Source organism: Pseudolysobacter antarcticus, from assembly GCF_004168365.1.
GTDB classification, from domain to species: Bacteria; Pseudomonadota; Gammaproteobacteria; order Xanthomonadales; family Rhodanobacteraceae; genus Pseudolysobacter; species Pseudolysobacter antarcticus.
Genome location: NZ_CP035704.1, coordinates 1,275,379 through 1,288,704 on the forward strand (window position 1 = coordinate 1,275,379; position 13,326 = coordinate 1,288,704).

Consider the following 13,326-nt stretch of genomic DNA (forward strand, 5'->3'; position numbering starts at 1 on the left):
AACGTATGGATTTAGGTAAAGCGGTGAATGAAATCTGCCGACAATCCAATTCGACCTGACAGATTCAGCCGACATGCGCGCCAGGAAACCACGGGACAAAGACGCTGGTTTCGCGCTGATATTGCCGATAGTCCTCGCCGCGGCTGCGCAACGCTTGGCGCTCGACAAACGGAATTCCGGTGACCCAGCACAACGAAATCAGCATCAGGATTGGTCCGAGCAAACTCAGCGACCAGATCGAAAACACCGCGCCATGCGCGAGTAACACGTAACTGAACCAGTGCGTCCATTCGAAAAAATAATTCGGATGACGCGAATACCGCCACAAACCTTCGCGACAGGTTTTGCCGCGATTGCGCGGGTCCTTGCGAAAGTTGGCGAGCTGCATGTCGGCCACACTTTCGCCGCCGACGCTGACAAACCAGACCAGCACGCCGATCAGGCAGGCGAGGGAAATCTGATTCGATGGATTTGCGCTCACCGCATAAAAAGGCATTGAGAACAACACGGTCAGAATCGCCTGCCCCTGGAAAAACCCAAAAAATTTTCCTTGATGACCGTGCCAATGTTCGCGCAAGGATTGATAACGGCCATCTTCGTCTTCGTGCAGCACCCGCGACAGCAGATGCAGGGCGAGGCGGAAACCCCAGAAGCCGCCGAGCATGGCGACCGCAAAACGTGGCACCAACGCGCCATCGCCGATCGCTGCATAGAACATCGCGCTGGCGCTCATGCACGCCGCCCAGATCACGTCGACGATGCCGGCGTTGTGCGTGCGCCGTTGTACCAGCCAGCCGAACAACATCGCTACACTGGTCGCGATGACGACGACCGCGATTGGCCAGAGCTCCATCAGCGTGCACCCGCGCCATGCATTTCATCCACCAACTGGCGGTTCACCAGCAGTGATGCCAGCGTGCACAGCAGTGGCGTGACGAATGCCCAGATCACTGCCAAAAGTAACAATGTATACAAATGATTTGCGCCGAAACTGACTGCACCCAAACCGCGTTGCGCCGCCCAATAAGCCAACGGACCACCGATGCCGCCGAACGCTGCAGCGAGCACCGGGCGCGAACGCAAAAACGCCAACGAGTGGTTCATCGTCAACGAAAAACTCATCCACAATACGACGATCCACAGCGGCGCCAGATGTGACCACGGCACGGCGGTGGCGTAGATCAACACGCCGGATTCGGCCAGGCTCGAATCGATCGCAAAACCGAGTGCGGCGGCAATCAGTAGCAGCTGGATATCGGCGATTCGTGTCGCACTTTGCGGCAACTGGATCGCGGCAAAGATCAGCAGCATCAACGCGCCGCTCCACCAATAGCCGTGACCTGCGCCACCAACCGCGGCCAGCCACGTCAGTTGATACAACACCGCGTTGAGCAGGGTTTTCATGATGCGATTTGCAGGCCCGGCAAATATTGCGCGCGCGACGAACGTGGTTTGGCCAGCAGCATTTGCACATCACCGATCGAACGTTCGTGGAAACCGCCTTCGCAATAGCACAGATAAAATTCCCACATGCGCACGAAACGTTCGGGATAACCGAGCGCGCGCACCTGCGGCAGGTGCTCGAAAAACCGTTTGCGCCATGCCGCCAGCGTGAGCGCATAACTCGGACCGATATCTTCGAGGTTGCTGAGTTTCATGTCGCTGCTTTGCGCCACAGCGCCGAGCATGACGCTGATCGAAGGAATGAAGCTGCCCGGAAAAATATGGCGCTTGATGAAATCGACGGCGGTCAGCGCTTGTTGGTAACGGTAGTCTTCGATCGTGATTGCCTGGATCAAGGCCAAGCCATCGTCCTTGAGCAGACTGCCGACCTTGGCGAAATAGGTGTCGAGATATTGATGGCCGATCGCCTCGATCATCTCGATCGACACGAGCTTGTTGTAGGTGCCTTCGAGGTCGCGATAGTCCTTGAGCAACAAGGTCACGCGATCAGCCAGTCCGGCGGCCTGGACGCGTTCCGAGGCAAGATCGAACTGCTCCTGCGAGATTGTCGTCGTGGTCACGCGACAGCCGTAATTTTTGGCCGCGTGCAGGGCGAAACCACCCCAACCGGTTCCGATTTCGACGACATGATCGTTCGCGCTCAGCGCCAGTTTCTGACAGATGCGATCGAGCTTGCGCGTCGATGCAACTTCGAGCGTTTCGTCGGGCGAGGCATAAATCGCCGACGAGTACATCATGTTCTCGTCGAGGAAAAGCCAGAACAAATCGTTGCCCAGATCGTAATGCGCCGCGATGTTGCGACGGCTACCGGCGCGCGTATTACGACGGAAACTGTGCCAGGCGCGCATGGCCATGCCGCCGAGTTTGGCCAGGCCGGAATCCATTGCATCGAGCAGATCGCGATTGCGCACGAGTATGCGCATCAGCGTGGTCAGATCGTCGCAATGCCATTGGCCGTCCATATACGATTCACCCGCGCCGACGCTGCCGTTCGCGGCAACACTGCGATAGAACTCGCCATCGAGTACGTTGATCTGTGCGTGCAAGGTATTTTCGGCACGTATTGCCGGTATGCCCAAGGTGGTACTGCCAAGCGCATCGCTGATCGTGAGCTGACAATCCTGCAGCGCCGCCATCTGTTTCAGCAGGCGCGCGCGCAGCAATCGAGCGAGCGTACCGGGGGTTGTGGCTAGCTCGAATTTGTCGGCGTTGGCGACGTGGCTATTCATGGTTTGCGATCGCTGTGATTCGGGGCGGCGGCGGAAGTGGGGTGAGAGTAAACCGGGTTACGTCGAAGAAAGATGATGAAAGCCTGCCAGTGGATTGCGGCGACGATCTTCATCGTCATCAGCGGAAAACGCAGCAAGCAGCGCGTCAGGTTTTTTGCGTTCAGCGGCTTTCTTTGCAGTACGAGGGTGGCGTCGAAATCGGATGCGCCGTCTTTCAATACATCCATGTGCACGCGCAGCGCATCGTCCGGAATGCTGAAGCGCCAACGGTAATCGCGCTGCATCGGCATGAACGGCGAGACATGAAATGCCTTGGCGAAATCCCAGCCCAACACGTTGCGATGTTGCTCCGCCTGCATCACATCGAGCACGTACGCGTGGCGTTCTTTCCACGGCGTATTGGTGATTTCCGCGACGATGGTTTGCAGCGTCTGACCATCTTCGGCGTAGCAATAATAAAAGCTCACCGGATTGAAACAGTGGCCGAAATAACGCAAATGCGTGAGCAATCGGATTGGCCCGCGCGGCGTATTTCCCGTAGCGGAAAACACACGTTGGCGCACGGCTTGATCCAGCGGAATTTCGACCGGACCGAGATAATCACTGCGACGGAACTCGGCGAGATTTTTTTTCCCAACCGACCAGAATCGGCTCTGCAAAAATAGCCGATCAAGCTCGGTCAGATCGATATACAGCATGCACATCTTGTAGCTGAAATCATGCGCGTGCGGCTTGTAGCGACGATGCCGCACCCAGCCTTCGTAGATCGCACTGGCGAATTTTTTATCCGGCGCAGCAATAATTTCGGCGGCGGCGATCGCGCGCAAATCCGGCGCTTGCCGCAATGCGTTCATGACCAGTGAATGCCGAGCGCATTGATAACATCAACGGCGCTGCGCATGCCGTCTTCATGAAATCCCCAGCCCCAATACGCGCCGCAAAACCACGTGCGATTGCTTCCCTGGATTTCCGCTTTGCGAGTTTGCGCCGCGACTGAAGCATGGCTATAGAGCGGATGCTGATAAGACATACGTCGCAGAATCTTGTCGGGATCGATTTGCGCGGTGCGATTCAAGGTTGTGCAAAACGTCACCGGCGCATGCAGCGATTGCAGCAGACTCATGCAATACGTCACTGTGCAATTGTCGTCGGCACGTTGCGGAATCGTCGCGTTCCACGCCGCCCACGCCTTGCGCCGCCGCGGCAACATACGTTCGTCGGTATGCAACACGGTTTCGTTGAATTGATATGGCATCGCGCCGAGAATCGATTGTTCGCGCTCGCTCGCATCGGCCAGAAGTTTCAATGCCTGATCGCTATGACACGCGAGCACGACTTGATCAAAACGTTCGATCCCGGCGCTGCTGTCGATCTGCACGCCTTCGCTATCGCGCCGAATGGCAGTGACCGCGCAATTCGTGCGCGCCTGCACTTTCCAGTTCGCGGTCATCGCGCGCACATAACTTTGCGAACCACCTTTGACCACGCGCCACTGCGGGCGATTGCTGACCTGTAGCATCTGGTGATTGGCCATGAACTGCACCAGATATTTCACCGGAAATTTCATGATCTGATCCGGCGGCGACGACCATAACGCCGATGCCATCGGCACCAGATGCAAATCACGAAACGCAGTGCCGTAGCTGCGCTCGCCTAGATAATCGCCGATGGTGGAATCCGGCGCATCAAGCGCGAGCAACGTGGGCGCTTCGCGATAAAAACGCAGGATGTCACGCACCATGCCGAGAAATCGCGGCGATACAAGATTACGGCGCTGACAAAATAACGTATCGAGATTGTTCGCGTTGTATTCGAGGCCGCTGCGCTCATCGCGCACCGCAAAACTCATTGTCGTCGGCTGCGATTCGACTGCGAGCTCGGCAAACATTTTTTGCAGCAGCGGATAATGCGGCGGATTAAAAACGATGAAACCGGTATCCACAGCGTAAGTTTTGTCGACGATTTCGATAGCGTGGGTATGCGTGTGGCCACCGAGATAATCGCCGGCTTCGAACAAAACGACATCATGCTCGCGGCTCAACAGCCATGCCGAGGCGAGTCCGGAAATGCCTGAGCCGACGACTGCAATACGCATGATCAGCGCGCGCGTTTGAGATGAATCGGCACCGGCTTCAGATCCCAGACCAGGCCGAAAAACGCCAGCGTGCGCAGCAGATAATAAGTGAGATCGAATTCCCACCAGCGAAATCCCTGTCGCGCCGCACCCGGAAAATAATGATGATTATTGTGCCAGCCTTCGCCGAACGTCAGCAGCGCCAGCAGCCAGTTGTTGCGGCTGCTATCGGCGGTATCAAAACGCCGTGTCCCGATCTGATGCGCGATCGAATTGATCGTCACCGTGACATGGAACAGCACCATCGTCGAGATGAAAAATCCCCAGATCAGCAACTGTGGGCCGCTGGTGCCGAGTGCCGGATACGCATGCTGCAAATATTTACCGAGGAAGAATAACGCCACCGCAAGCGCGATCGGCACCAGGATATCGAAGCGATCGAGCCAGCGCAGTTCGGGATAACGCTTGAGATCGGGAATCGCTTCCCAGTCGGTGCGAAATCCGCGTGGCGTCAGAAACCAACCGAGATGACTCCACAAAAAACCATGCTGATGCGGCGAGTGGATATCTTTTTCAGTATCGGAAAAACGATGATGATGGCGATGATGTGATGCCCACCACAGCGGTCCGCGCTGCACGCACATCGAACCGATTGCGGCAAAAATAAACTGCAGCGCCCGCGACGTCTTGAATGCCTTGTGCGAAAAATAGCGGTGATAAAACGCCGTGATCGCAAACATGCGGATCGCATACAAACCGAGCGCCACCCATAACGCAAACCACGAAAACCCAACCCAGATCACGCCGATACAAGCCAGGTGCAATCCGATGAACGGCAATACACGCAGCCAGTCGATGCGGTCGAGTGTGGCGTCGCTGATGTTTTCGGTACCGCTCGCGCTGGAGTCAAACCAGCGCACAAGCGCCGTCAAACCGCGACGCCAAACGGGTGGCAATGGAGCGATAGTCGGTATCATCAAGTTGTCTCAGCGAAGAGGCGAGCCGCGGCTGACCAAACCACAAATGATTTCAGCCCGAGAGTGATTTTGCAGTGAAGTCAGATGGCCTTGTCGTGACCGGGGTTTCGAAATCAGTGAATAGTTCGTATCCATGCGATGTATTACGCAGGCAGGCAGATCGCGGATGCATTGCGTTGACGATGGTTATGCGTTTAGCTAATTGCAGAAGTGGGTGACACTCTGATCAGCGCAAGTGCGTAGCCAAGAATGCCAGCACGCGATCGGCGTATTCTTTCGGCGCATATGCGTAGAGATCGATATGAGCGGCGCCGTCCACTGACCAAAATTCTTTTGGCTCACTCGCCGCTGCAAACAGCTGGCGGGATTCGTCAATGCGTGTATGCAAATCTTCGCTTCCCGCGATAAAAAGTTTAGGCATATGCAAACTGGCCACGTGCGTGATTGGGCGCAACGCTGCAGGCTCGAAGCCGAGCCTCGGCTTGATCTGGAAAGTCAGCAGGGGGATGAGAATTTCAGACCACGTACCCAATCGCATCGTCAGACGATCAGCGATGGCTTGGTCCAGACTGGGATAAACAGCTTCGACGACCAGTGCATCGATGGGTAGCGATGGTGCGGCCATGATTGCGGCTGCGCCACCCATCGACATTCCGATCACGCCGATCTTTGCGTCGGGCTGTCTGGCCCGCATGTAGTCGACTGCCGCTTGCGCATCGATGCTCTCCAGATAACCAAACGTGACATGCTTTCCCGGGCTTTCGCCATTCGCCTGAAAGTCGAATAACAAGACGCTGTAGTGAGCATCGTGCAACAGTCGGGCACGGCTCAGCATGCTGAGCCGTGATCCATGCAAGCTATGTAAAAGCGCAATCGCGCCGGCGCCCTTTTCGCCTGGCAAGTACCATCCGTGCAGTAAGGAGCCGGAACGGCTCGGTATCACGATCGATTCGCCCGTGAGATCGGAGGGCAGCTCGCCAATAACAGAAGGATTGGGTGCCGTCAGATAGCTGCCTGCCGCAAAAACTGCAACGCCGATGATCAGCATGAAAATGCTGATTGCGTACGATGCGATTTTGATTTTCTTGGACATCATCATTGCTGTCAGAGATCTCATTCGATCCTATACTGAAACCTTGGCCAACCCAATATCGACGACTCCTTTATGGCACGCAGAAAATTCGCCGGCGGCAAAACCTCCGCGCAAATGCCCAAGATGCAGAACGGAGCGCCAAAACCGTCCTCACAAGCACCGACATCGCGCAGCGGAATCACGCGGCATGGGCTGGCGCGTGTATTGTCGAAACTGGGATTCTGCTCGCGTACCAAGGCTTATGATCTGATCGCGGATGGGCGAGTGGCGGTGGATGGCGAAGTGCAAACCGATGCGGAGTTTGCGGTCGATATGAGTCGTGCGGAAATCCGCGTCGATGGCGTGGCGATTGCGGCGCAAAAACGCATCTACATGATGCTCAACAAACCGCGTGGCATCGTCACCAGCGCGGCGGACGAAAAAGGTCGCGATACGGTTTACTCGTTATTGCAGGATGGCGGTTTGCCGTGGATCGCGCCGGTCGGTCGGCTGGATCGCGCCAGCGAAGGTCTGTTGTTGCTGAGCAATGACAGCGTCTGGGCGGCGCGCATCACCGATCCACTGACGCATCTGGCCAAGACTTACCACGTGCAGATCGACAGCGTGCCCGATGAGATGTTGCTGGAAAAAATGCGAGCCGGTGTGCACGACGATAGCGACCTGTTGCGCGTGACATCGGTCAGCGTGTTGCGCGTCGGCGAGAAAAACGCATGGCTCGAAATCACCCTCGACGAAGGCAAGAATCGACATATCAGGCGCTTGCTCGCGGCGCTGGAAATCGGCGTGCTGCGGCTTTTGCGCGTGGCTATCGGCGAGTTGCCGCTGGGCGATCTCGCCAAAGGCAAGTGGCGCACGCTCGACAGCCATGAAGTTGCGCTGCTGGCGGTCGCCACCGTCGAATGACGAGCAAAAAAAGAATTGCGTCGAAACAGGACCTACTCTGTTCTCGGGCTTCCGTTTGTAGGTCTCGACTTCTTTCCGTCGCTACTTCAGCACACCGAGTTTTTTGCCGACCTTGATAAACGCCTTGATCGCGCGATCCAGATGCTCACGCGTATGCGCTGCAGACATCTGCGTGCGGATGCGCGCCTGACCTTGCGGCACCACCGGGAAGAAAAATCCGATCGCGTAAATGCCTTCGTCGAGTAGCGCGCTGGCAAACGCCTGCGCGATCTTGGCGTCGTACAACATCACCGGCACGATTGGGTGAGTGCCCGGGCGAATGTCGAAACCGGCGGCAGCGATCTTCTCGCGAAAATAACGCGTGTTGTCGATGAGTTTCTGTCGCAGATCGTCGGCGTTGCCGAGCATCTCGAACACCTTGATGCCAGCCGCGACGATCGACGGTGGCAGCGAGTTCGAAAACAGATACGGGCGCGAACGCTGACGCAGCAACTCGATGACTTCGCGTCGACCGGTGGTGAAGCCGCCGAGTGCGCCGCCGAGCGCCTTGCCGAGCGTACCGGTGTAGATATCGATCCGGTCCATCACGTCGTGTACTTCGGCCGAACCGCGACCGTGCGCGCCGAGAAAACCGGTCGCATGGCATTCGTCGATATGCACCAGCGCATCGTATTTTTTTGCGAGTGCGGTGAGTTGATCGAGCGGCGCGATATACCCGTCCATGCTGAACACGCCGTCGCTGGTGATCAAGCGTGTGCGGCAACCGGCGGCGGCCTGCAATTGTTTTTCAAGATCGGCCATGTCGGCGTTGGCGTAACGAAAACGCTGCGCCTTGCACAAGCGCACGCCATCGATGATTGAGGCGTGATTGAGCGCGTCGGAAATGACCGCATCCTGCTCGCCTAGCAGCGGCTCGAACAGGCCGCCGTTGGCATCGAAACATGCGGCGTAAAGAATCGTATCTTCGGTGCCGAAGAAATTGGCGATCGCCTGTTCGAGCTGCTTGTGCAGATCCTGTGTGCCGCAGATAAATCGCACCGACGCCATGCCGAAACCATGCGTATCGAGCGCGTCTTTGGCGGCCTTGATGATGTCGGGATGATCGGCCAAGCCGAGATAATTGTTGGCGCAAAAATTCAGCACTTTGCTGCCGTCTTCGAGCGTGATTTCGGCTGATTGCGGAGACGCGATCACACGTTCGGTCTTGTACAAACCCTGTTCGCGAATCGAATCGAGTTCGGCTTGCAGGCGGTCGGCGGCGGGATAAGTCATGGCAGATGCATCGATGTTGAGGATGGGCGAATTGTCCGCTATTCGGGCCTCGGCGGGAAACTATCTGCTCGCGAATGGCGATTCACGCGAGGAGTGCACGATCAGTGCTCCGCGTGAAAAGACACGTTGACATCGGCATACGGCGGCGCGCCTTCGTACGGCGCCCGCGGCACGAGATTCCAGCCATGCGTGCTGAGCTGACGCATCGCCTTGCTCGAAGCGAGCCCGCCTATCAGCACGGTGACACGGCTTTTGCGCAGTTCGGAACGCGCGAAAAATTCCGCCATCTGCGGCGTCCAGCTCAGATAATCCAGCGGCAATGGCAACAACAATTCACCTTGCGGCGTTTGATAAGCGAGTGCCGCGCCGATCGTGATCAACGTGCCGCCACGCGCGCCATCGGTGTAGTGCCGGATCAGGCGCAATGCGTTAATCATGTAACGCGCTTCGGTTTCGTTGCGCGTGGTGATCGCCAGTTCCAGCCATTCGCCGCAACTGCCTTTGGGTTGCAATGCTTCGAGTTCATCGACGAGCGCGGTTTGCGTGGTCGGGGTAAAGCTGCCGCGCCGGATGAACAGGCGCGTGGTCAGATCGCCGTCGCACCACGCATCAAGCCGTTTTTTGTTGTAGACACGGATATCGGCAGCGCTGCGTTGCCAGACGATTTCGTTGTAGCGCCCGCCCGCTGCGAGCACGCTCGCGCCGGTGCCGCCGACCGTGCCGAGGCCAAAACCCGCGCCGAGATTGCCGACCACCGCGGCCTGCGTCAGCGTGTCCATGCGCTCCTGCACCATCGCATTGCCGGAGTACGGATCGATGCCGAGTTGCTGGGCGAGCGCACGACGTGTGGATTCGTACTGGATCTCGCGCAGTGCTGCACGTTTGAGTTCGGCGCCAGCGCGGGTATACCAGGTTTTTCCGGTGTGTTCGGGCGGCTTTTCTTCGTCCTGTGTTGCTGAGGATTTTGTCGCGGTCGCCGTCGTCGCGCAGGCTTTATCCGAGCAGGCGGCATTGGATTTTTCCGCAGCATCTTCCGCCGCGAGATCGGCATCGATGCTCGGCGCGACATACGGATTTTCGCGCCGCGCCGCATTCATCGGCCCGACTGCATCGGGATTCGGATTGCCCTTGTTGCCGATCTTCTTGCCGACGCGATCGCCAGCGGTTTGCGCCTGATTCGAATATTTGTCGAGCCGCGCAGAAAAATATCGCACCAATCCGGTAGGCACGCCGACGATGGTATCGACCGGATGCACAAATACATTACCCACCGCGCTGAGTGCGCCCATCACGCGACGGCCGGCGGCATGCGTCAACGCATCGCTGCGTGTGGCGGTGTCGAGCACATCAAGCGCCGGTAATTCGGCCTCGCGCTCGGCCAGTTGCTCGACGCTATCGGCCTTGAGCGGGCCGTATTTCGTATCGAGGGTGAAGTGCGCGGTATAACCGCGAATCGCCACTTTCGGATCGACCTTGAAACCCGGCCCGTTGAGCAGGGAAGGTTGCAACAGATCGGCGGCTTCGAGGAAAGGCTCCTCCTCGAAACCGCACTGGCTGCGGCATTCCTGATCGGAGATGCCGCCCGCTGTCGCGAATTGATTCGCGGCGATAAACAACAGCAGGCAGAAGCGGAGCGGGCGGCACAATCGCATGGAAATCTTCGGCTAGATCGACCGGCATTGCGGCGCGATGCTGGGTTAAAGGCGAATCAGTGTAGTGCGCCGATGCTGAAGCCTGCCTTGCGCGGCGCCCGTTAATTCCAGGAGCAAACCACCTTGCCGCATTGCCCTGATTCCATGAGGTCAAAACCTTTCTGGAAATCGTCGATGTGGATCTGGTGCGTGAGCACTTTCTGCAGTGGGAATCCGGTCAGCAGCATCTGCGTCATCTTGTACCAGGTTTCGTACATGCGGCGACCGTACATGCCGTGCAGTACAAGGCCCTTGAAGATCACTTTGTCCCAGTCGATGCCGGCGCCGTTCGGCAAAATGCCAAGCAGCGCGATCTTGCCGCCGTGGTACATGCCGTCGAGCATTTCGTTGAACGCTTTCGGATTGCCGGACATTTCCAGTGCGACGTCGAAGCCTTCCATGTGCAGGTCGCGCATGACATCTTTCAGTGATTGTTTGGCGACGTTGACCACGCGCGTCGCGCCCATGTCGGCGGCAAGCTTGAGGCGATAATCGTTGACGTCTGTGACCACGACATTACGCGCGCCGACATGTTTGGCGATGCCCGCGGCGATGATGCCGATCGGGCCGGCGCCGGTAATCAATACGTCTTCGCCGATCAGGTCGAACTCCAGTGCGCAGTGCGCCGCGTTGCCGTAAGGATCGAAAAACGCGGCGAGTTCCGAACCGATCTGATCCGGAATCGGCCACAGATTGCTCGACGGCATCGCGATGTATTCTGCGAATGCGCCATTGCGATTGACGCCGATGCCGATCGTGTTCGGGCACAGATGCTGGCGCCCGGCGCGACAATTGCGACACACGCCGCAGACGATATGACCTTCCGCCGATACGCGCTGGCCGAGCGTGTAACCGCGCACGCCGGGCCCCATGTCGACGATACGGCCGACAAATTCGTGACCGATTACGAGGCCGGGTTTGATCGTGCGCTGCGACCATTCATCCCATTTGTAGATGTGCAGGTCGGTGCCGCAGATCGCGGTTTTCTCGAGCTTGATGAGAACGTCGTTCGGGCCGATCTCGGGCATCGGCACCTGTTCCATCCAGATACCTTTGACGGCTTCGCGCTTGACCAGGGCTTTCATCATTTGGGACATGGGAATCTCGTGCTAGGTGAGCAATCGTGGCCGCGATTATACCGGCAAGCATCGTGACGTTTTCATTAGCAAGCATCGAGTGCATGGTCGGGCGCCGGGCAAGCGGTTACTCTGCGCGGGCATGAACCGTATCGACACGCGACCGCTGGCGATTTTCCTGATGGGGCCGACCGCTTCGGGCAAGACCGCGCTGGCGGTGCATCTGGCCGAACGTTTTGCGCTGGATTTGATCAGCGTCGATTCGGCGCTGGTGTATCGCGGCATGGATATTGGCACCGCAAAACCCGATGCCGAAACGCTGAGCCGGTTTCCGCATCGACTCATCGACATTCGTGATCCGCACGAGAATTATTCAGCCGGCGAATTTCGCGAAGATGCCTTGCGCGAGATGCAGGCGATCACCGCGACCAATCGCGTGCCGCTTTTGGTCGGTGGCACCAGCCTGTATTTTCGTGCGTTGCAGCGTGGCCTGTCGGATCTGCCGGATGCCGACCAACAACTGCGCGAGGAACTGTCGCGCGAAGGCGAGCAGCTCGGCTGGCCGGCCATGCATGCGCGCCTGGCAACACTCGATCCGCTCGCAGCGACCCGCATCAAGCCGATGGATGCACAACGCATCCAGCGCGCGCTGGAAGTGATAACACTCACCGGCCGACCGTTGTCGGAATTGCAGGCCGGCATCACGCAGCGGTTTCCGTATCGTGTGCTCAAGCTCGCGCTGATGCCGGCGGATCGCGTCGAGTTGCACGCACGCATCGCCGAGCGTTTTGACCTGATGCTCGAACAAGGTCTGCTCGCCGAAGTGCAAACGTTGCATGCGCGCGGTGATTTGCACGCGGCGATGCCGGCGTTGCGGGCGGTCGGTTATCGGCAAGGCTGGCAACATCTCGACAACGAGTTTGGCATTGAGGAGTTTCGCGATCGCGGAATCTTCGCTACCCGTCAGCTGGCGAAACGCCAGATCACCTGGCTGCGCTCCGAGTTGGATGTGCGCTGGGTTGAACCGCTGCGCGCTGGTTGGCTGGCTCTGGCGCAAGCTGCGGTGCGCAATTTTCTGGCGATACCGGTATCGCCGACATCGGCTTGAATCACCTACGCTTCACACCGATATGACGATATGTGATGCGCGCCATTTTCCACGGCCCGATAAAACCAGTAGAATCGCGTCACTTGAGTCGACCCGCGCCCAGCCCTACATAGAATAGGTGGCCGCGCGAGTTTAAGGTCGGTTCGCCAGGATTTTGCAAGGGAGAAAAACAATGTCCAAGGGTCAGTCGTTGCAAGATCCGTTCTTGAATGCGTTGCGCCGTGAGCGTGTGCCGGTTTCGATCTATCTGGTCAACGGCATCAAGTTGCAGGGTACGGTCGAGTCGTTCGATCAATTTGTCGTGTTGCTGCGTAATACCGTCAGCCAGATGGTGTACAAGCACGCCATTTCCACCGTGGTTCCGAGTCGCAATGTGCGGATCACGGAAGGCGCCACCGGCGCCGACGATGCCCATGAACCATTAGCCGAAAGCGAATAA

Annotated in this window: 13 protein-coding genes; 3 read left to right on the forward strand and 10 right to left on the reverse strand. The window is 57.8% G+C overall.

Annotation, left to right across the window (positions count from 1 at the left end):
- Window positions 1–64: 64 nt before the first annotated feature.
- The 7 genes from ELE36_RS05390 to ELE36_RS05420 form a co-directional block, all read right to left on the reverse strand.
- Window positions 65–853: a DUF1295 domain-containing protein gene (locus tag ELE36_RS05390; RefSeq protein WP_129832107.1), complete on the reverse strand. Its 789-nt coding sequence runs from the start codon at window positions 851–853 to the stop codon at window positions 65–67.
- Window positions 853–1,404: a DUF2878 domain-containing protein gene (locus tag ELE36_RS05395; protein ID WP_129832108.1), complete on the reverse strand. Its 552-nt coding sequence runs from the start codon at window positions 1,402–1,404 to the stop codon at window positions 853–855. The genes ELE36_RS05390 and ELE36_RS05395 overlap by 1 nt, the downstream gene beginning before the upstream one ends.
- On the reverse strand, window positions 1,401–2,693 hold the full coding sequence (locus ELE36_RS05400; protein ID WP_129832109.1) for an SAM-dependent methyltransferase: 1,293 nt from the start codon (window positions 2,691–2,693) through the stop codon (window positions 1,401–1,403). The genes ELE36_RS05395 and ELE36_RS05400 overlap by 4 nt, the downstream gene beginning before the upstream one ends.
- Entirely contained in the window at window positions 2,690–3,553 is an 864-nt protein-coding gene (locus tag ELE36_RS05405) for a DUF1365 domain-containing protein (protein ID WP_425480906.1), read from the reverse strand. Before ELE36_RS05405 ends, ELE36_RS05400 begins: the two co-directional genes overlap by 4 nt.
- A complete protein-coding gene (locus ELE36_RS05410) occupies window positions 3,544–4,788 on the reverse strand; it encodes an NAD(P)/FAD-dependent oxidoreductase (RefSeq protein ID WP_129832111.1) in 1,245 nt (414 codons plus the stop codon). Before ELE36_RS05410 ends, ELE36_RS05405 begins: the two co-directional genes overlap by 10 nt.
- A gap of 2 nt (window positions 4,789–4,790) precedes the next feature.
- A complete protein-coding gene (locus ELE36_RS05415) occupies window positions 4,791–5,744 on the reverse strand; it encodes an acyl-CoA desaturase (RefSeq protein WP_129832112.1) in 954 nt (317 codons plus the stop codon).
- Window positions 5,745–5,970: 226 nt separating this feature from the next.
- Entirely contained in the window at window positions 5,971–6,837 is an 867-nt protein-coding gene (locus ELE36_RS05420; RefSeq protein WP_165371489.1) for an alpha/beta hydrolase, read from the reverse strand.
- Window positions 6,838–6,909: 72 nt separating this feature from the next.
- Here ELE36_RS05420 and ELE36_RS05425 point away from each other — a divergent pair, with 72 nt between their 5' ends.
- On the forward strand, window positions 6,910–7,740 hold the full coding sequence (locus tag ELE36_RS05425; protein ID WP_425480892.1) for a pseudouridine synthase: 831 nt from the start codon (window positions 6,910–6,912) through the stop codon (window positions 7,738–7,740).
- A gap of 81 nt (window positions 7,741–7,821) precedes the next feature.
- On the opposite strand, the gene kbl is transcribed toward ELE36_RS05425, so the two are convergent.
- From kbl to tdh, 3 genes are all read right to left on the reverse strand, one after another.
- A complete protein-coding gene (gene kbl, locus ELE36_RS05430; RefSeq protein ID WP_129832114.1) occupies window positions 7,822–9,012 on the reverse strand; it encodes a glycine C-acetyltransferase in 1,191 nt (396 codons plus the stop codon).
- 101 nt (window positions 9,013–9,113) lie between these two features.
- Window positions 9,114–10,664, reverse strand: a complete 1,551-nt coding sequence (locus ELE36_RS05435; RefSeq protein WP_129832115.1) for a hypothetical protein — start codon at window positions 10,662–10,664, stop codon at window positions 9,114–9,116.
- A gap of 101 nt (window positions 10,665–10,765) precedes the next feature.
- Window positions 10,766–11,788: an L-threonine 3-dehydrogenase gene (gene tdh / locus ELE36_RS05440; protein WP_129836641.1), complete on the reverse strand. Its 1,023-nt coding sequence runs from the start codon at window positions 11,786–11,788 to the stop codon at window positions 10,766–10,768.
- A 133-nt stretch (window positions 11,789–11,921) separates the two neighbouring features.
- Between tdh and miaA the strand changes: the two genes are divergently transcribed.
- Together miaA and hfq are read left to right on the forward strand one after the other, a co-directional pair.
- Window positions 11,922–12,887: a tRNA (adenosine(37)-N6)-dimethylallyltransferase MiaA gene (gene miaA / locus ELE36_RS05445; RefSeq protein ID WP_129832116.1), complete on the forward strand. Its 966-nt coding sequence runs from the start codon at window positions 11,922–11,924 to the stop codon at window positions 12,885–12,887.
- A 172-nt stretch (window positions 12,888–13,059) separates the two neighbouring features.
- Window positions 13,060–13,326 carry an RNA chaperone Hfq gene (gene hfq / locus ELE36_RS05450; protein WP_129832117.1) on the forward strand — a complete coding sequence of 89 codons (267 nt, stop codon included), beginning with the start codon at window positions 13,060–13,062 and terminating at the stop codon, window positions 13,324–13,326.

Bases quoted from the DNA above. Each gene is read 5' to 3' on its own strand.
- kbl (WP_129832114.1), bottom strand. From the start codon at position 9,012: ATGACTTATCCCGCCGCCGACCGCCTGCAAGCCGAACTCGATTCGATT.
- ELE36_RS05390 (WP_129832107.1), bottom strand. From the start codon at position 853: ATGGAGCTCTGGCCAATCGCGGTCGTCGTCATCGCGACCAGTGTAGCG.
- hfq (WP_129832117.1), top strand. From the start codon at position 13,060: ATGTCCAAGGGTCAGTCGTTGCAAGATCCGTTCTTGAATGCGTTGCGC.
- ELE36_RS05425 (WP_425480892.1), top strand. From the start codon at position 6,910: ATGGCACGCAGAAAATTCGCCGGCGGCAAAACCTCCGCGCAAATGCCC.
- ELE36_RS05420 (WP_165371489.1), bottom strand. From the start codon at position 6,837: ATGTCCAAGAAAATCAAAATCGCATCGTACGCAATCAGCATTTTCATG.
- ELE36_RS05435 (WP_129832115.1), bottom strand. From the start codon at position 10,664: ATGCGATTGTGCCGCCCGCTCCGCTTCTGCCTGCTGTTGTTTATCGCC.
- tdh (WP_129836641.1), bottom strand. From the start codon at position 11,788: ATGAAAGCCCTGGTCAAGCGCGAAGCCGTCAAAGGTATCTGGATGGAA.
- ELE36_RS05415 (WP_129832112.1), bottom strand. From the start codon at position 5,744: ATGATACCGACTATCGCTCCATTGCCACCCGTTTGGCGTCGCGGTTTG.
- miaA (WP_129832116.1), top strand. From the start codon at position 11,922: ATGAACCGTATCGACACGCGACCGCTGGCGATTTTCCTGATGGGGCCG.
- ELE36_RS05400 (WP_129832109.1), bottom strand. From the start codon at position 2,693: ATGAATAGCCACGTCGCCAACGCCGACAAATTCGAGCTAGCCACAACC.
- ELE36_RS05395 (WP_129832108.1), bottom strand. From the start codon at position 1,404: ATGAAAACCCTGCTCAACGCGGTGTTGTATCAACTGACGTGGCTGGCC.
- ELE36_RS05410 (WP_129832111.1), bottom strand. From the start codon at position 4,788: ATGCGTATTGCAGTCGTCGGCTCAGGCATTTCCGGACTCGCCTCGGCA.